The sequence below is a fragment of the Salinarimonas sp. genome (assembly GCF_046292825.1).
GTDB lineage: Bacteria > Pseudomonadota > Alphaproteobacteria > Rhizobiales > Beijerinckiaceae > Salinarimonas.
Map to the genome: position 1 here is coordinate 65,112 of NZ_JBKBQG010000020.1, position 16,666 is coordinate 81,777.

15 protein-coding genes are annotated in these 16,666 nt (G+C 71.4%); 2 read left to right on the forward strand and 13 right to left on the reverse strand.

All coding sequences use genetic code 11. From position 1 onward, the window contains the following. Positions 1-153: 153 nt before the first annotated feature. From rseP to pal, 13 genes are all read right to left on the reverse strand, one after another. Positions 154-1,317, reverse strand: coding sequence for an RIP metalloprotease RseP (gene rseP, locus ACK4UM_RS11580; protein ID WP_409798922.1), 1,164 nt, complete (start codon positions 1,315-1,317; stop codon positions 154-156). A gap of 52 nt (positions 1,318-1,369) precedes the next feature. Beyond that, positions 1,370-2,551 (reverse strand): 1-deoxy-D-xylulose-5-phosphate reductoisomerase, encoded by a 1,182-nt coding sequence (gene dxr / locus ACK4UM_RS11585; RefSeq protein WP_409798924.1) that lies wholly within the window; start codon positions 2,549-2,551, stop codon positions 1,370-1,372. Between the two features lie 51 nt (positions 2,552-2,602). Further along, positions 2,603-3,442, reverse strand: coding sequence for a phosphatidate cytidylyltransferase (locus tag ACK4UM_RS11590; protein ID WP_409798926.1), 840 nt, complete (start codon positions 3,440-3,442; stop codon positions 2,603-2,605). A gap of 1 nt (position 3,443) precedes the next feature. Next, a complete protein-coding gene (locus ACK4UM_RS11595) occupies positions 3,444-4,247 on the reverse strand; it encodes an isoprenyl transferase (RefSeq protein WP_409798928.1) in 804 nt (267 codons plus the stop codon). Positions 4,248-4,328: 81 nt separating this feature from the next. Then, a complete protein-coding gene (frr, locus tag ACK4UM_RS11600; protein ID WP_409798929.1) occupies positions 4,329-4,889 on the reverse strand; it encodes a ribosome recycling factor in 561 nt (186 codons plus the stop codon). A gap of 67 nt (positions 4,890-4,956) precedes the next feature. Next, the gene (gene pyrH, locus ACK4UM_RS11605) at positions 4,957-5,667 is read right to left on the reverse strand and encodes a UMP kinase (protein WP_409798950.1); all 711 of its coding nucleotides are present in this window, start codon (positions 5,665-5,667) and stop codon (positions 4,957-4,959) included. A 245-nt stretch (positions 5,668-5,912) separates the two neighbouring features. Then, positions 5,913-6,842 (reverse strand): translation elongation factor Ts, encoded by a 930-nt coding sequence (tsf, locus tag ACK4UM_RS11610; RefSeq protein ID WP_409798931.1) that lies wholly within the window; start codon positions 6,840-6,842, stop codon positions 5,913-5,915. Positions 6,843-6,999: 157 nt separating this feature from the next. After that, complete coding sequence (locus ACK4UM_RS11615; RefSeq protein WP_409798933.1) at positions 7,000-8,013, reverse strand: 30S ribosomal protein S2; 1,014 nt, start codon at positions 8,011-8,013, stop codon at positions 7,000-7,002. A gap of 170 nt (positions 8,014-8,183) precedes the next feature. Continuing rightward, complete coding sequence (locus ACK4UM_RS11620) at positions 8,184-8,735, reverse strand: MOSC domain-containing protein (protein WP_409798935.1); 552 nt, start codon at positions 8,733-8,735, stop codon at positions 8,184-8,186. Positions 8,736-8,794: 59 nt separating this feature from the next. Further along, positions 8,795-10,723 (reverse strand): ATP-dependent zinc metalloprotease FtsH, encoded by a 1,929-nt coding sequence (gene ftsH / locus ACK4UM_RS11625; RefSeq protein ID WP_409798937.1) that lies wholly within the window; start codon positions 10,721-10,723, stop codon positions 8,795-8,797. Between the two features lie 213 nt (positions 10,724-10,936). After that, positions 10,937-11,977, reverse strand: a complete 1,041-nt coding sequence (gene tilS / locus ACK4UM_RS11630) for a tRNA lysidine(34) synthetase TilS (protein ID WP_409798952.1) — start codon at positions 11,975-11,977, stop codon at positions 10,937-10,939. A 64-nt stretch (positions 11,978-12,041) separates the two neighbouring features. Beyond that, positions 12,042-12,947, reverse strand: a complete 906-nt coding sequence (gene ybgF / locus ACK4UM_RS11635) for a tol-pal system protein YbgF (RefSeq protein WP_409798939.1) — start codon at positions 12,945-12,947, stop codon at positions 12,042-12,044. A gap of 141 nt (positions 12,948-13,088) precedes the next feature. Next, positions 13,089-13,610, reverse strand: coding sequence for a peptidoglycan-associated lipoprotein Pal (pal, locus tag ACK4UM_RS11640; RefSeq protein ID WP_409798941.1), 522 nt, complete (start codon positions 13,608-13,610; stop codon positions 13,089-13,091). 295 nt (positions 13,611-13,905) lie between these two features. Between pal and pdeM the strand changes: the two genes are divergently transcribed. Together pdeM and ACK4UM_RS11650 are read left to right on the forward strand one after the other, a co-directional pair. Then, positions 13,906-14,652: a ligase-associated DNA damage response endonuclease PdeM gene (gene pdeM, locus ACK4UM_RS11645; protein ID WP_409798943.1), complete on the forward strand. Its 747-nt coding sequence runs from the start codon at positions 13,906-13,908 to the stop codon at positions 14,650-14,652. A gap of 150 nt (positions 14,653-14,802) precedes the next feature. Next, complete coding sequence (locus ACK4UM_RS11650) at positions 14,803-16,473, forward strand: methyl-accepting chemotaxis protein (RefSeq protein WP_409798944.1); 1,671 nt, start codon at positions 14,803-14,805, stop codon at positions 16,471-16,473. Positions 16,474-16,666 lie beyond the last annotated feature (193 nt).

A 16,666-nucleotide genomic window follows, 5' to 3' on the forward strand; every position in this document is an offset into this window, starting at 1 on the left:
TCTTGGTTTCCACGGGTTACCGTGCGCGTGCCGACGGGCGCTTTCACACCCCCCGACCGTTCTGGTCCAGTCTCGCTTCTAACCAAGTCTGGCGGTTCTGCAAACCGCCACGTCCACACCCGAGACGGATTTTGCCGGGGCGTGGCCTTCGTGTCACGTCCCCGCGCGGGTAAACGATGCGGTAAGGTGAACGATATCGTTCCAGGTGGCGAACAGCATCAGCATGATCACGAGCGCGAAGCCGATGCGGAAGCCGATCTCCTGCGCATTCTCGCTCAAGGGGCGCCCGCGCACGGCCTCGACCGCGTAGAACATCAGGTGCCCGCCGTCGAGCATCGGCACCGGGAACAGGTTGATGAGCCCGATCGACACCGAGAGCACGGCCGCGAGAGACAGGAGCGCGACGATGCCGAAGGTCGCGACCTCGCCCGAGACCTTGGCGATTCGGATCGGCCCGGAGAGCTGGTCCGCCGATTCGCGGCCCGTCACGAGCTTGCCGAGGTAGTTGAAGGTGCGCTCCACGACGAAGAAGCACTCGTAGACGCCCTGGCGCAGCGCCTCGACCGGTCCGTAGCTGATGTGCCGAATCGCCTCCTCGGTGCGCGAGGCCTGGATGCCCAGCATCCCGATGCGCTGACGCCCGAAGGCGGTATCGGTCTCGACCCGCTCCGGCACGGCCTCGAGAGAGAGGAGCTGCCCGCCGCGATCGACCACGATCGTCAGACGGTCCTCCGCCGAGGAGGACACGATTCGCTGCATGTCGTTGAAGCCGACGATCGTGCGGCCGTCGATCTCGACGATGACGTCCCCGGCCAGGATGCCGGCGCGCTCCGCGGCGCTGCCCTCGATCACCGCCTCGACGCGCGGCACGATCACGTCGCGCCCGTTCACGTAGAGGAGCCCCGCGAACAGCGCGACCGCGAGGATGAAATTCGCGATCGGGCCCGCGGCGACGATCGCCGCGCGCTGGGCGACCGACTTGTGGTGGAAGCTCACGGCCTTCTCGGCCTCGCTCATCTGCGCGATGGCCTCCTGATCGGGATTGGAGGCCGCGCCCGCGTCGCCCGCGAACTTCACGTAGCCGCCGAGCGGCACGGCGCAGACCTTCCATCGCGTCCCGTGCTTGTCGGTCCAGCCCACGAGTTCCGGCCCGAAACCGAGCGAGAACGCCTGCACGCCCACCCCGCACCAGCGCCCGACGAGAAAGTGACCCATCTCGTGGACGAAGATGACGATCGCGAGCACGAACAGGAAGGGCACGATATAGCCGAACAGGAGGCTGAACACGCCCCCGCCCATCGCCCCGATGAACTCCATCCGCTCCACTCCCCGTTCGCCGCGCCGCAGCGCCGGCCGTGTCTCGCGAACCCTAGATCGGTCGCAGCGTCCCATCCTGCAAGATTTCGGCCGCGCGTGCGCGAGATTCCGCGTCCAGCGTTAATGCCTCCTCGATCGTGGCGGGCGTAGGGCGGGCGGCGGCGGCCATGACGTCGCAGACCCGCTCCACCAGATCCGCGATGGCGGTGAAGCCGATGCGCTCGGCGCAGAAGGCCGCGACGGCGACCTCGTTCGCCGCGTTGAGCACCGTCGTCGCCCCTCCGCCCGCGGCGAGCGCCGCCTCGGCGAGCGCTAGGCAACGGAAGCGCGCACGATCCGGCGGCGCGAAGGTGAGCGTGCCGATCGTCGCGAGATCGAGCCGCGGCGCCGCGTGGGAGAGGCGCGCGCCGTCGATCTCCAGGCTGTTGAGGATCGGCACCCGCATGTCCGCCGCGGCGAGCCCCGCCGTGACCGAGCCGTCGCGCCAATGGACGAGGCCGTGGACGATCGATTGCGGGTGGACGAGGACCGCGAGCGCCTCCGCACCGACCCCGAAGAGATGGTGCGCCTCGATCAGTTCGAGACCCTTGTTCATCAGGGTCGCCGAATCGATGCTGATCTTGGCGCCCATCGACCAGGTCGGATGCGAGAGCGCCTGGCGCACGCTGACCCGCGCGAGGGCCTCGGCCGGCGTCTCGCGAAACGGCCCGCCGGAGGCGGTGAGCGTGATCAGGTCTACGTCCTCGCGCCGCCCCGCGCGCAGGGCCTGTTCGAGGGCGTTGTGCTCGGAATCGACGGCGCGCACCACGGTGCCCGTCGCCCGCGCCGCCGCCATGAAGGCGGTGCCGGCCGAGACGAGGCATTCCTTGTTGGCGAGCGCGAGCACGCGGCAATGCCCGAGCGCCGCGTGGGTCGGCTCGAGGCCGGCGGCGCCCGAGATCGCGGCGATCACGACCTCGGCCTCGCGCCGGGCCGCCTCGAGCACCGCGGCGCGGCCGGCGCCGCAGGCGATCCCCGTCCCCGCGAGCGCCTCCGCGAGGGCCGGGCCGGCGCTCTCCTCGGCGATCGCCGCGAAGCGCGCGCGGAGCGCGACGGCGAGGTCGGCGAGCGCCCGCGCGTCGCGCCCGCCCACGAGCGCCTCGACCCGGAAGCGATCCGGATCGGCGCGCACCACGTCGACGCTCGAGCGCCCGACCGACCCCGTGGCCCCCAGAATGGTGATCGAGCGCGTCATCCCCGAACGTCCTTTCCCGCGGCTGTCGCGGCCTTGAACCTCCCGAGCCCCTCAGCCGAACGCGTTCGTCAGGAGCGCGAGGGCACCGAGGCAGCACACGGCGAAGAAGGCGTCGATCCGATCGAGCACGCCTCCGTGCCCCGGAATGATACGGCTCGAATCCTTGACAGCGAACCGTCGTTTCAATGCGGACTCGGCGAGGTCGCCGCCCTGACCGACGATCGAGGCGAGGATCGCGATCGCGACGAGCCCCGCCCAGCCGAGCGGCGGCACCCAGCCGAGCCCGGCCGCGACCAGCGCGACGAGCGTCGCGGTCAGCGTGCCGCCGAGAAGCCCGCCGATCGCCCCCGACCAGGTCTTGCCCGGGCTCACAGCCGGCCAGAGCTTCGGCCCGCGAAAGGCCCGGCCGGTGAAATAGGCCGCGATGTCGGTGAACCAGACGACGGCGAAGATCCACAGGAGACCGGGCAGGCCGAGCGCCGGGTGCTCGCGCACGAGCGCGGGCACGAGGGCGAGGACGAGGGCGGCGCCGAGCCCGATCGAGGCCCAGAGCCGATCGCGACCCGAGCGCGCGAGGAGGAGAATCGCGACGACGCCCGCGAGGCCGAGACCGATCGCAAGGAGCATCGCCCCCGGGGCGAGGAGGAGCGACGCCGTCACCGCGACGAGCGTCCCGATCAGGATCGCCCGCATGGCGTGCGCCCGCGCGAGCCGCGTCACGGCGGCCCATTCGTAGAGCGCGGCGCCGGCGACGAGGAGCCAGAACAGGGCGTTCGCGACGCCTCCCGCGATCGCCGCCCCGAGCGCGGCGGCGATCAGGACGAGCGCGGAGAGGAGGCGCACGCCGGTCTCCGAGCGCAGAAAGCCGCCCTCGTGCGGGGGGCTCGCCATCTCAGGGCGCCCCCGAGCCGGACGGGCCCTCGCCGAGGCCGCCGAAGCGCCGCTCGCGGCGGGCATATTCCGCGAGCGCGGCGGCGAAGATCTCCGCGTCGAAATCCGGCCACAGCTCCTGCAGGAACACGTATTCGGCGTAGGCGCATTGCCAGGGCAGGAAATTCGAGACCCGGACCTCGCCCGAGGTGCGGATCACGAGGTCGGGATCCGGTATGCCGCGCGTGTCGAGCGCGCCCGCGAAGGTCGCCTCGTCGATGGCCTCCGCGGCGAGCTCTCCGCGCGCGACGCGCTCGGCGAGGGCGCGGGCGGCGCGGACGATCTCCTGGCGGCCGCCGTAATTGAAGGCGACGACGAGGACGAGCCCGTCGTTCCCCGCCGTGCTCGTCTCGGCCTCGTCGAGCAGGCCGACGATGTCGGGCGACAGGCCGGCGCGGTCGCCGATCACGCGGACGCGCACGTTGTTCTTGGCGAGCTCGGCGAGATCCTTGCGGATGAAGCGCTTGAGGAGCCCCATCAGATCGGCGATCTCGCCCTGCGGCCGGCTCCAGTTCTCGGCGGAGAAGGCGTAGATCGTCAGGTAGGAGATGCCCGCCTCGCCGGCGATGCGGACCGCCCGGCGCAGGGCCTCGACGCCGCGCCGGTGGCCCTCGACGCGCGGCAGCCCGCGGCGCGCCGCCCAGCGCCCGTTGCCGTCCATGATGACGGCGACATGGCGCGGCAGCCGCCCCTGATGAGGCTGCGAGGCGGCGCCCCGGCCGGAATGGGGCGTCAGGGCGGCGGTTGCGCCGAGTTCGGCAGCCATTGCGGCTCCATGCTCCTGAGGGCGGCCGTCGCGGCCGGACCTGTCGTCGTCGAGGCGTCGCTGATCGTTGGTCGCGGCACCTCAGACCTGCATGATTTCCTTCTCCTTGGCCGCCAGCACGCCGTCGATCTCGGACACGTGCTCGTCCGTCGCCTTCTGGACGAGGTCGGCCTGACGCTTCTCGTCGTCCTGGCCGATGGTGCCGTCCTTCTCGAGCTTCTTGAGCTGGTCGAGCCCGTCGCGGCGCACGTGCCGGACGGCGATGCGCGCCTCCTCGGCGTATTTGTGGGCCACCTTGACGAGCTCCTTGCGGCGCTGCTCGGTCATCTCGGGAATGCGCAGGCGGATCACCTGGCCTTCCGTCTGCGGGTTGAGGCCGAGATCGGATTCGCGGATCGCCTTCTCCACCGCCGAGACCATGCCGCGGTCCCAGACCTGCACGGAGATGAGCCGCGGCTCGGGCACGCTGATGGTCGCGAGCTGCGTGATCGGCATGCTCGCCCCGTAGGCGTCGACCTGGACGGGCTCGACGAGGCTCGCCGAGGCGCGCCCGGTCCGCAAGCCGGCGAGGTCCGATTTCAGGGAGGACACCGCCCCCGCCATCCGCCGCTTGATGTCGTTGAGATCGAAATCCGCGCTCATCGCTCCCTCGCCTGTCTGTTTGTCGTGTGCATCGTGGGATGGGGATTACGCCGATGCGTCGCCCGCATCAAGGGGCGACCACCGTCGAGGGCGCCGTCCCCTCGAGGATCGCGAGGATCGAGCTCGGCGGATGCACGCAGCCGACGATGATCGCGAGCGCCTGCTCGCGGGCGAGCGCGAAGGCGGCGGTGTCCATCACCTTGAGATCGCGGGAGATGGCTTCGTCGTGCGTCAGGCGCTCGTAGCGCACGGCGCTCGGGTCCTTCTTGGGATCGGCGGAATAGACGCCGTCGACCTGCGTCGCCTTGAGCACGGCGTCGCAGCGCAGCTCGGCGGCGCGCAGGACGGCGGAGGTGTCGGTCGTGAAGAACGGATTGCCGGTGCCGCCGGCGAGCACGACCACCTGGCCCTTGTCGAGGTGGTGGAGCGCGGGCTGGCGCGCATAGGTCTCGCAGATCGTCGGCATCGAGACTGCCGACATCGTGCGCGCCGGCACGCCCGCCGCGTTGAGCGCCGTCTCGAGCGCGAGCGAGTTCATCACGGTCGCGAGCATGCCCATCGAGTCGGCGGTGGCGCGATCGATCCAGCCGGCCGCGCTCATGCGCGCGCCCCGGATGATGTTGCCGCCGCCCACCACGAGCGCGATCTCGAAGCCCGCCGCCGTCGCGCGCGCGATGTCCGCGGCGACGCCGGAGAGGATCTGGGGATCGAGCCAATAGCCGTCGGGGGCCTGCATGGCCTCGCCCGAGATCTTCACCAGCACGCGCTTGTAGGGCATCGCCACGAAGCCGCCTCCCGTTCGCGATTGCATCGACGCGCGCGGCAGGGTGCCCCGCCGCGCCTTCCGGCGCAAGCGGAGCCGACGGAGGAGCCCGACGCGACCGCGCGCGGGCTCTTGTTAGGGGGGCGACCGCCGCTCCGCAAGCGCCACGAATGCCGCTGCGGAAGATGGCGGAGCGCCGCGGAAACGGAAAACGCCGCCCCGAGGGGCGGCGCTCCACGATCGCGCGATGGGCGACGCGCTCAGGCCTTGACGCCGGCCTGGGCGGCGACTTCGGCGGCGAAGTCGGTCTCTTCCTTCTCGATGCCCTCGCCGAGCGCGTAGCGGACGAAGCCGCCGATCTTGATCGGCCCGCCGACCTTGCCCTCGCTCTCCTTGAGAACCTGGCCGACCGTCTTCGTCGTGTCGTGCACGAAGGACTGCTCGAGGAGGGTGACCTCCTTGTAGTAGGACTTTAGGCCGCTCTCGACGATCTTCTGCATGACGTGGTCGGGCTTGCCGGCGTTCTTCTCGCGCAGGATCGCCGACTCGCGCTCCACCGTCGCCGGATCGATGCCCGACGCGTCGACCGCGACCGGGTTCACGGCGGCGATGTGCATGGCGATCATGCGGCCGAGATTGGCGAGCTCGTCGGTGTTGCCGCCGGTCGATTCCATCGCGACGAGGACGCCGATCTTGCCGAGGCCCTCCGAGACGGCGGCGTGCATGTAGCTGCCGACCACGCCCTGGGCGACCGTCACCTTGGCGGTGCGGCGGATCGTCATGTTCTCGCCGATCGTGGCGATGAGCTCCTGGATGCGCTCGCCGACGCTGCCCGAGGCGCCGGGCATCGGGGCCGCGACGAGGGCGTCGACCGTGCCGTCGGTGTCGGCGACGACCTTGGCCGCCGCACGCACGAAGGCCTGGAACTGCTCGTTGCGCGCCACGAAGTCGGTCTCGGAATTGACCTCGACCATGGCGGCGACGTTGCCGCGCGCCTCGATCGCGACGAGACCCTCGGCGGCGACGCGCCCGGCCTTCTTCGCCGCCTTGGCGAGACCCTTCTTGCGCAGCCAGTCGACCGCGGCCTCGATGTCGCCGTCCGTCTCCGTGAGCGCGTTCTTGCAGTCCATCATGCCTGCGCCGGTCTTCTCGCGCAGCTCCTTCACCATCGCCGCGGTGATGTTCGCCATGGGTCGATGTCTCCTTCGTAAAAGGGGAGCCCGGCGGTCCGTCTCGGCACGCCGGGCTTGTCGGGTCAAGAATGCGTCCTCGTCGAATCGACCGCGCTCTCGCGACGTCGCGATGACGGCGGACCGCGGGGCGCCGGTCTCGACGACGCCGTCGCGATCAGGCCGCGGCGGCTTCGAGATGGGTGCGCGCCTGCGCGACCCAGCCGTTCTGCACGATCTTGCCGTTGAGCTTCAGCTCGGAATCGAGGGCGGCGGCCTCCTCGTCGGTCAGGGCCGCGATCTGCCAGTAATGGAAGATGCCCGCGTCGTTGAGCGTCTGCTCGAGCTCGGGGCCGGCGCCGGTGAGCTTGCTGAAGTCGTCGGGCGCGCCGCGCGGGGCGACGAGGCGCTCGAAGACCGCGGTCTGCTCGGTGGCGGTCTCGACCGGCAGATCCTCGACCATCGGAGCCTCGGAGGCGCCGATGTCGATGCCGAGATCGCCCTGGCTGCGCGAGATGCCGTCGAGCGCGGCCCGGGCGATCATGTCGCAATAGAGCGCGATCGCGCGGCCGGCGTCGTCGTTCGCCGGGATCGGGAAGGTGATGCCGTCCGGATCGCAATTCGTGTCGACGATCGCCGCCACCGGGATGCCGAGGCGCTGCGCCTCGCGGATGGCGAGCTGCTCCTTGTTGGTGTCGATCACGAAGATCAGGTCGGGCACGCCGCCCATGTCCTTGATGCCGCCGAGCGCGCGGTCGAGCTTCTCGCCCTCGCGCGCGAGCATCAGACGCTCCTTCTTCGTGAGGCCCGAGCCGCCGCCGCCGATCGTCTCTTCGACCTTGCGCAGGCGGGAGATCGAGCCGGAGATCGTCTTCCAGTTCGTCAGCGTGCCGCCGAGCCAGCGGGAATTGACGTAGTACTGGGCCGAGCGCTTGGCCGCCTCGGCGACCGCGTCCTGCGCCTGGCGCTTCGTGCCGACGAGCAGCACGCGACCGCCGCGCGCCACCGTGTCGCTCACCGCCTGGAGCGCGCGGTAGAACATCGGCACGGTCTGAGCGAGGTCGATGATGTGGATGTTGTTGCGGGTGCCGAAGATGTAGGGGAGCATCTTCGGGTTCCAGCGGTGGGCCTGGTGGCCGAAATGGGCACCCGCCTCGAGCAGCTGGCGCATGGAAACGTCGGGAAGAGCCATCGTCGTTTTCTCCGGTTGAGCCTCCGTGGAGCCGAGTTCCGGCATCGCGCCGGCACCGGGGCAGCCCCGATCTGGCTCGGGGCATGGCTCCACGTGTGGAATGGGCGCGCCTATACGCGCTCGCGGGGGATAATGCAAGCCTGCGCGGGCGGTTTCGCCCGCGGGGTCAGTCAATAGGGGCGCGGGCGGATCGGCTTCACGGCGTCGCCCGTCGCGACCCGCCCCTCGCGCTCGACGAGCGCGACGAGGCCGCGCCGGCCCCTCGCGGCGGCGACGAAATCGAACGTGAGCTCGGGGCGGCCGAGCGCGGCGGCGAGCTTGCCGCCGGGCTGCCGACAGGGCGGATTGCGCTCGGTGACGAAGAGCGTGGCGCCCGACGGGAATTGCAGGCGCATGCCGGGCGCGATCGCCTCGGTGAGCCCGGGCGCGTCCGCGAGCACGAGATTCGTGCCGATCAGGGCCGGCAGGTCGACCGCGCCGATCTCGGGCAGCGCGAGCGCGGCCGCGATCTGCGCGCATTCCTCGAGCGAGACGAGCGAGATCTGGCGCAGATTGGCGATGCGCGTTCCGCGCGCGTGCCAGGGCGTGCGGGAATCGGAGGTCATGGTCGTGCCGAAATGGCGGTGCCCGACGAGGCCGCCGAACACGAGATCGGCAGCCTCGACGTCTCGGCCGACGAAGTCCCGGCCGTCGTCGGCGATGAGGAGACGCGCGACGCGCATGGCCGCTCCACGTCGAATGCCGCCGCGCAGGATCGGCCCCGCGCGGCCCGTGACGGCGCTCAGCCCTGCGGCTGCGGCTCGAGACCGGCTTCGGGCTCGCCGCCGGGGCTCGTGCGCGGCTTGCCCGCGGCGGGCACCGTGATGCCGCGCACGGGGGAGGCCGGCTCGGGGACGTCGCGGACCGGCGGCTGACCCGCGAGCAGGCCCTTGATCTCCTCGCCCGAGAGCGTCTCGTATTCGAGAAGACCCTTGGCGAGCGCCTCCAGCTCGTCGCGGTTCTCGGTCAGGATGCGACGCGCGTCCTGGAGGCCCTGCTCGACGAAGCGGCGGACTTCCGAATCGATCTTCTGCGCGGTCGCCTCGGAGACATGCTGCTGGCGCCCCATCTGCATGCCGACGAAGACCTCGTCCTGGTTGTCGCCGTAGGAGACGGTGCCGAGCTCGTCCGAGAAGCCCCAGCGGGTGACCATCATCTTCGCGAGCCGCGTCGCCTGGTCGATGTCCGACTGGGCGCCGGAGGTGACCTTCTCGCGCCCGAAGATCATCTCTTCCGCGATGCGCCCGCCCATCATGATGGCGAGGCGCGAGGTCATCTGCTCGAAGCTCATCGAGAGCTTGTCGCGCTCGGGCAGCTGCATGACCATGCCGAGCGCCCGACCGCGCGGGATGATGGTCGCCTTGTGGACGGGGTCGGTCGCGGGGACGTGCAGGGCGACGATGGCGTGGCCGGCCTCGTGATAGGCGGTGAGCCGCTTCTCGTCGTCGGTCATGACGAGGGTGCGGCGCTCGGCGCCCATCATCACCTTGTCCTTCGCGTCCTCGAACTCGCTCATCGTGACGATGCGCTTGCCGCGCCGGGCGGCGAGCAGCGCCGCCTCGTTGACGAGGTTCATCAGATCCGCGCCGGAAAAGCCCGGCGTGCCGCGCGCGAGCACCTTGATGTCGACGTCAGGCGCGAGCGGCACCTTGCGCACGTGCACCTTGAGGATCTTCTCGCGGCCCGTCACGTCCGGATTGGGCACGACGATCTGGCGGTCGAAGCGACCGGGGCGCAGGAGGGCGGGGTCGAGCACGTCCGGGCGGTTCGTCGCCGCGATGATGATGATGCCCTCGTTCGCCTCGAAGCCGTCCATCTCGACCAGCAGCTGGTTGAGCGTCTGCTCGCGCTCGTCGTTGCCGCCGCCGAGGCCGGCGCCGCGATGGCGGCCGACCGCGTCGATCTCGTCGATGAAGATGATGCAGGGCGCGTTCTTCTTGGCCTGCTCGAACATGTCGCGCACGCGGCTCGCGCCGACGCCGACGAACATCTCGACGAAGTCGGAGCCGGAAATGGTGAAGAACGGCACGTTCGCCTCGCCGGCGACGGCGCGCGCGGTGAGGGTCTTGCCGGTCCCCGGAGGACCGACGAGGAGGACGCCGCGGGGAATGCGCCCGCCGAGGCGCTGGAACTTCTGCGGATCGCGCAGGAACTCGACGATCTCCTGGAGATCCTCCTTGGCCTCGTCGATGCCCGCCACGTCCTCGAAGGTGACGCGGCCATGGGCCTCGGTGAGCAGCTTCGCCTTCGACTTGCCGAAGCCCATCGCCCGGCCGGCGCCGCTCTGCATCTGCCGCGACAGGAAGATCCAGGCGCCGATGAAGATCAGGATCGGCAGCCAATTGATCAGGAGCGCGAGGAACCAGGGCGTCGAATCCTGCGGCGGCCGCGCGTTGATCTGCACGCCCGCGCCCTGCAGCGTCGGCACCAGGGTGGGATCGTTGGGCGCGAAGGTGGAGAAGGTCGTGCCGTCGTTGAACGTGCCCGTGATCTCGTTGCCCGCGATCGTCACGTTGGCGACCCGGCCGGCCTCGGCGGCGTTCAGGAGCTGGCTATAGGCGATGTCGCGGCCCGGTGCGCGCTGGCCGGGGCTCTGGAAGAGCGTCACGAGGGCGAGCACCAGCAGGAAGATGATGACCCACAGGGCGAAGTTTCTGAAATTCGGGTTCATCGAGTGTCCGTTCCTCGCCGGTGGTCGATCGCGAAGCCTCGACAGCAGCCGAAGGCGCCCAAGTCTCCATATCTATCAATCTAGGTTCCCGCACACGCGCTGCCAAGGGGGCAAGAGGACCCGCCGCAGGGCCCGCCGCGGACGCCGATCCGACGCAACGCATGCGATTGCGGCGCGGCCGAGGCGGTCCGGCGACGCGCCGCTACGCTCCGCTCACGCCGAGCCGCGCCGGGGCGGCTCGGGCCGAAAGCGCAGCCTCCCCTCCCGCGCCTCGACGAGCACCCCTCCGATCGTCTCCCGGAAGGGGGCGCCGACCCCGAGCGCGGCGACGAGCCGCGCCTCCAAAGCCTCCAGCCGCTCGAGCCGCCGATAGGGCTCCCGCTCCCCCTCGTCCTCCGCCGCCTCGTCGAGCGTCGCGAGAACGCGGTCGCGGGCGAGCACGAGCACCCGCAGGCGCAATTCTTCCGGCGCGTCCAGGAAGGCGCCCGCGTCGAGCGCGAGGGCGCCGGGGGCGTCCGCGCGCGTCACCTGCGCGAGGAGCCCCTGCGCCGTCGCGTCGAGCGCCTCGTCCGCCCGCGCGAGGCGCCGGGCGAGCGTCGCGAGGCGGCCGGAATCGAGGCCCTCGCGGGCGAGCGCGGGCGCGGCCTCGCGAAGCCGGGCGCGGGCGAAGCGGGGGGCGCGGTTCGCCGGATCCTCGACGAAGGGCAGCCCGCGCGCGAGGCAGGTCGCCACGAGCCGATCCTTGGCGATCCCGAGGAAGGGCCGCGCGACGACGAGGCCGTGCCGGCGCGCGAGCGGCCGCATGCCGGCGAGCCCGGAGAGCCCCGATCCGGCCGCGAGCCGCATAAGCACGGTCTCGGCCTGGTCGTCGCGGTGATGCGCGGTGACGACGGCGCGGGCGCCGGCGGCGCGGGCGGCCTGTGCGAGGAGCGCGTAGCGCGCGCGGCGCGCCTCGGCCTGGAGCCCCCGCGCCGGCTTGTGCCCCTCCCAGACGAGCACGCGCGCGGGCAGGCCCAGCTCCGCGGCGAAGCGGGCGACGCCGGCCGCCTCGGCGGCGGATTCGGGTCGCAGGCCGTGATCGACGCTCGCGACGAGGAGCGGGGGCCCGCCGCGCCCGCGGGCGACCTCGGCGCACAAGGCCGCGAGGGCGACGGAATCCGGCCCGCCGGAGACGGCGAGGACGAGGCCTTCGGGAAAGGTATCGAAGAGCGGGGCGAGCAGCGCGCGCGCCTCCTCGGGCGCGATGGGCGCGATCTCCTCCCGCCGAGCGGCTGCGTCCTCCGGGCCGAGGCCCTGGGGAGGGCGGCTCACCGGCGGCTCAGGCGCAGGCGGCGCGGCGGCGCTCGCGGGCGACTTCCTCGCGCACGGGCGAGCCGGCGGCGTCGTATTTGCGCAGCCATTCGGCGAAGGTGGCGCAGGCCTGCTCGCGGGCGCCGAGCTCGACGAGGGAGGTGCCGAGCTTGAGCATCGCCTCGGGCGCGCGCCGCGCGGTCTCGAACTCGGTCGTGATCCGCAGGAACTGCTCGGCCGCCTCGCGATGGCGGCCGCGCTGGGCATAGGTCTCGCCGAGCCAGAACACGGCGTCCGGCACGAGCTCGTCGCGCGGGTGGGACTGGATGAACTGCCGGAAGGCCATCTCCGCGCGCTCGTATTGATGCGCGAGGAGGAGCGCGTAGGCGGCCTCGTAATCGGCGCGCGGATCGTCGGAGCCGGTCGCCGCGATGCTCGGGCCGCGCGGGCCGAGCGTCGGTGCGGGCTCCTCGCCGCGCAGGATCGCGGCGATGTCGAGCGGACCCGTCCCGGGCAGCGACAATTCGGCCTCGCCGAGCGGCGTCGACGGCTGCGTCGCGCCGAGCTGTTGCGGCGCCCCGGGGGCGGTCGGGTCGCGCGTCGGGTCGAAGGCGTCGCCGCGCCGCTCCGGCGCGGGCTCGAGCGGGGCGACGCCGGAGGCGGGACCGCCGAGCTCGCGGAAGCGGAAATCGGCGTCCTCCTGAACGCGGCGCAGCTGCTCGCGCAGCTGGCGGTTCTCGAATTGCAGCTCCTCCACCTGCCCGGAGAGGAGCCGCATCTGGTTCTCGACCTGACCGAGGCGCACGAGGAGCTCGGACAGGTCCTGCGCCTTCGCCGTCGGCGCCGCGACGGCCAAGACGACGAGGAGCGCCACGCACGGCGCGGCGAGGCGGCGGAGGAAGCGCACGGCCTGATGGGGCATCGGGATCTGCATGAATGGCCGATCTGTGGCGTTGACGGTCGGGCTTAGCACAAGGACCGGCCTTGGGCCAAAATTATGGCGCGCCGCCTGTCGGGCGACGCGCCTCTTCGTCTCGGCCTCATAGGGACCGGCAGGTGCCGGGCGGTCGCGCCCTCAGACGCCCGCGCCGCCCTCGAGCACGGTCACGCCGCGCCTGTTCTGCGCCTGGCAATGCGGATCGGTACAGGCGGCGGCGGGCCGCTCCTTGCCGTAGGACACGGTGCGGATGCGGTTGCCGGGAACGCCGCGGGCGGTCAGATAGTCGCGCACCGCCTGGGCGCGGCGGGCGCCGAGCGCGAAATTGTATTCGCGCGTGCCCCGCTCGTCGGCATGACCCTCGATCAGGACCGCGTAGCGCGGATAGCGGGCGAGCCAGGAGGCCTGCAGGTCGAGCGTCTGGCGGGCGGCGGCGTTCAGCTCCGACGAATCGGTGTCGAAGAACACGCGGTCGCCGACATTGACGGTGAAGTCCTGCGGCGAGCCGGGGGTCGCCGCGCCGGCGAAGCCCGCGCCCGCGCCGCCGGGACCGCCGGCACCGACCTCCGGCGGACGCGCCGCGCAGGCGGCGAGCGCGAGGATGAGCGCGAATGCGGCGGCGATCTTCCAACCGCGCGAGGGGGCGAGCGACGCGATCATGACGACAGATGGCTCCTTGGCCGAATGGCGAGGGCGCGAGGCGCGACACGGGGCGCGTGTTGGCCGCGTCGCGAGCGCCTTGGGTATGAAGACAAATGCTCCGTCAACCTTGACGAAACATTGACCGAAGAGGGGCGCCGCATGCATCGGCGCGAAACGATTCGGTTAGGGTAAATCAAGGGTGAATGCGGCGAGACGGCGGCGCCCGCCCGTCCCCGCGACCGAACGCGCGCTCGCCGGGCGGCCGCGAATCGGCGATAGAGGGTGCGGTGCAGGCGGAGCGACGAGGACAGGGGTGACGGCGATCGCGCGCGAGAGGCAGCAGGCGGAGGCGACGCGCGACGGCGCGCTCGGCGGCCTCGCGTTCGCGCTCGACCATAGCGGCATTCTCTACCTCCCGGACCATCGCGCCGTCGTCGTCGCCGATCTCCACCTCGAGAAGGGCTCGGCGCGCGCCGCGCGCGGGGCCTTCCTGCCGCCCTACGACACCCGCGAGACGCTCGCCCGGCTCGCCCGCGCGATCGCGCCGTACGCTCCGCGGGTCCTGATCGCGCTCGGCGACAGCTTCCACGACGTCGGCGGGCCCGATCGCCTCGGCGAGGCCGAGCGCGCGGGGCTCGCCGCGATCGCGCAGGGGCGCGAGATGGTCTGGGTGACCGGAAACCACGACGCGACGCTTCCCGAGAGCCTCGGCGGCAGCGTCGTCGCGTCCCTCGCGCTCGACGGCGTGCGCCTCGCCCACGAGCCGACGGCGGCGAGCCCGGAGGACCCTAGCGCGCGCGAGATCTGCGGTCACCTGCACCCGGCGGCGAAGGTCCGCCTGCGGGGGCGCTCCGTACGCCGACGGGCCTTCGCGAGCGACGCGCGGCTCCTCGTGATGCCCGCCTTCGGCGCCTATGCGGGGGGCCTCGACGTCTGCGATCCGGCGATCGCGGGTCTGTTCCCGCTCGGCTTTCGCGCGCACATCCTCGGGGAGAGCCGCGTCTACACCGTCGATGCCAGGCTGTTGACACCGGATGTGGTAGGCAAGCGAAAGATCTGATCGCGCAGTTGCCCCAACGTCTGTTTTGCAAACTTGGCTGCAGATCTCAGAAATTCATCCTCGATTAAGCACTAGTTTACCGATTTTTTCAGAATGGTCCTCAGTATCCGTCCCGCCAGGAAACCAACAAACCGAGTTCCGGGGGATCGGATGCGGATCAAGACCAAGATTTTTGCGCTCGTCGGTGGCATCGGGGCAGTCACCGCCATTCTCGCGGTGGTCGCGGTGATGACGTTGACCACATACAATTCGAAAGTCCACGAGATGCGCGAGGCCGCCACCGGCGCACTCTATGCCGAGCGGCTGAACCGCTACGTCAGCGAGGTGGTGATGGAATCGCGCGGCATCTACGCCGCGACCGACACCGAGCACGCCCAGCGCTTCGCGACCGGCCTCCTCGGGCTCCTCGACCGCATCGACGCGCTCCTCGCGGAATGGGGCCCGATCGTCCCCGCCGCGGATCGGGGGGCCTACGAGGCCGTGGTGCGCGATTCGCAATCCTTCCGCAGCTTCCGTGCGGAGACCGCGCGGCTCGGCACGCAGGTCTCGCCGGCGGCGGCGAACGAGCAGGGCAACAACGAGGCGAACCGGGCGAACCGCCGCGCCTTCCAGGCGAGCATCGACGAGCTGACCGCGCGCGGAACGGCGCGCGTCGAGGCGATCAACACGGAAGTCGACGCGCTCTACGCCCAGCGCTTCGTCGTGCTGACCGGCCTCGCGGGCTTTGCGGTGTTCGCGGCCCTCTTCCTCGGCTGGCTCGTCGGCGGCCGCCTGATCGCCGATCCGCTCCAGCGCGTCACCCGCACGATCCAGGCCGTCGCCTCGGGCGATTACCGGCTGCCCGAGATCAAGGCCGGCCGCGACGAGATCGGCGACATCTGGCGCGCCACCGCCGGCTTCGCCACCACGCTCGCCGAGGCCGAGGCGCTGCGGCGCCGGCAGGAGGAGAGCGAGCGCGAGGCCGCTCAGGCGCGGCGCGAAGAGATGCTGGCGCTCGCCGACCGCTTCAAGACCGAGATCGGCGGTCTCGTCGGCGGCCTCGCGAGCGCCGCCCGCGAGATGGAAGCGACGGCCCGCACCCTCTCCGACCAGGCCGAGGCGACCGACGGGCGCGCCCAGGCCGTCGCCGCGGCGGCGAACCAGACCTCGGCCAATGTCCAGGCCGTCGCCACCGCGACGGAGGAGCTCGCCGCGTCGTCCGGCGAGATCGGCCAGCAGGTCGCGCAGACCTCGAACGTCGCCTCCCGCGCCGTCGACCGGGCCCGCGAGACCGACCGCCGCGTCCAGACGCTCGCCGAGGGCGCCCAGAAGATCGGCCAGGTCGTCGCCCTCATCAACTCGATCGCGGAGCAGACGAACCTGCTCGCCCTCAACGCCACCATCGAGGCGGCGCGGGCGGGCGAGGCGGGCCGCGGCTTCGCGGTCGTCGCGGCCGAGGTGAAGACGCTCGCCGATCAGACGACCCGCGCGACCGAGGAGATCGCCGGCCAGATCGCGCAGATACAGGAGGCGACGAAGGAAGCCGTGGCCGCCATCGGCGAGATCTCGGGCACGATCGACGAGGTGCATCGGATCGCCACCAGCGTCGCCGCGGCCATCGAGGAACAGCAGGCCGCCACCCAGGAGATCGCCCGCAACGTCTCCGAGGCCGCCCGCGGCACCGAGCACGTGACGGACGTCATCGGGACGGTGCAATCGGTCGCGGGCGAGACCCGCGGCGGCGCGGGACGCGTGCTCGAGACCGCCGGCACGCTCTCCCGCAATGCCGGCGAGCTCGATCGCGAGATCGACCGCTTCCTCGCCGGCGTGCGCGCCGGCTGAGCGCGACGCCGTCCGCGCGGGTCTCCGGTCCCGCGCGAAAAACTCCCCCGAGAAGCCGCTCTCCGGTCCCGGCCAGCCACTAGGGCTCGTGTTGATTTCCGAGCGCAGCTGTGAGAAAATGTCTCACAAGTTTAACGACTTGCGAGGCATTCTTCATGGCAAAGGCCCCGAAAAATAATTCGGCGTTGCGGCT

Excerpts from the sequence above, each read along its gene's own strand:
- rseP (WP_409798922.1), bottom strand. The coding sequence starts at position 1,317 with ATGGAGTTCATCGGGGCGATGGGCGGGGGCGTGTTCAGCCTCCTGTTC.
- dxr (WP_409798924.1), bottom strand. The coding sequence starts at position 2,551 with ATGACGCGCTCGATCACCATTCTGGGGGCCACGGGGTCGGTCGGGCGC.
- ACK4UM_RS11590 (WP_409798926.1), bottom strand. The coding sequence starts at position 3,442 with ATGGCGAGCCCCCCGCACGAGGGCGGCTTTCTGCGCTCGGAGACCGGC.
- ACK4UM_RS11595 (WP_409798928.1), bottom strand. The coding sequence starts at position 4,247 with ATGGCTGCCGAACTCGGCGCAACCGCCGCCCTGACGCCCCATTCCGGC.
- frr (WP_409798929.1), bottom strand. The coding sequence starts at position 4,889 with ATGAGCGCGGATTTCGATCTCAACGACATCAAGCGGCGGATGGCGGGG.
- pyrH (WP_409798950.1), bottom strand. The coding sequence starts at position 5,667 with ATGCCCTACAAGCGCGTGCTGGTGAAGATCTCGGGCGAGGCCATGCAG.
- tsf (WP_409798931.1), bottom strand. The coding sequence starts at position 6,842 with ATGGCGAACATCACCGCGGCGATGGTGAAGGAGCTGCGCGAGAAGACC.
- ACK4UM_RS11615 (WP_409798933.1), bottom strand. The coding sequence starts at position 8,013 with ATGGCTCTTCCCGACGTTTCCATGCGCCAGCTGCTCGAGGCGGGTGCC.
- ACK4UM_RS11620 (WP_409798935.1), bottom strand. The coding sequence starts at position 8,735 with ATGCGCGTCGCGCGTCTCCTCATCGCCGACGACGGCCGGGACTTCGTC.
- ftsH (WP_409798937.1), bottom strand. The coding sequence starts at position 10,723 with ATGAACCCGAATTTCAGAAACTTCGCCCTGTGGGTCATCATCTTCCTG.
- ybgF (WP_409798939.1), bottom strand. The coding sequence starts at position 12,947 with ATGCAGATCCCGATGCCCCATCAGGCCGTGCGCTTCCTCCGCCGCCTC.
- pal (WP_409798941.1), bottom strand. The coding sequence starts at position 13,610 with ATGATCGCGTCGCTCGCCCCCTCGCGCGGTTGGAAGATCGCCGCCGCA.
- ACK4UM_RS11650 (WP_409798944.1), top strand. The coding sequence starts at position 14,803 with ATGCGGATCAAGACCAAGATTTTTGCGCTCGTCGGTGGCATCGGGGCA.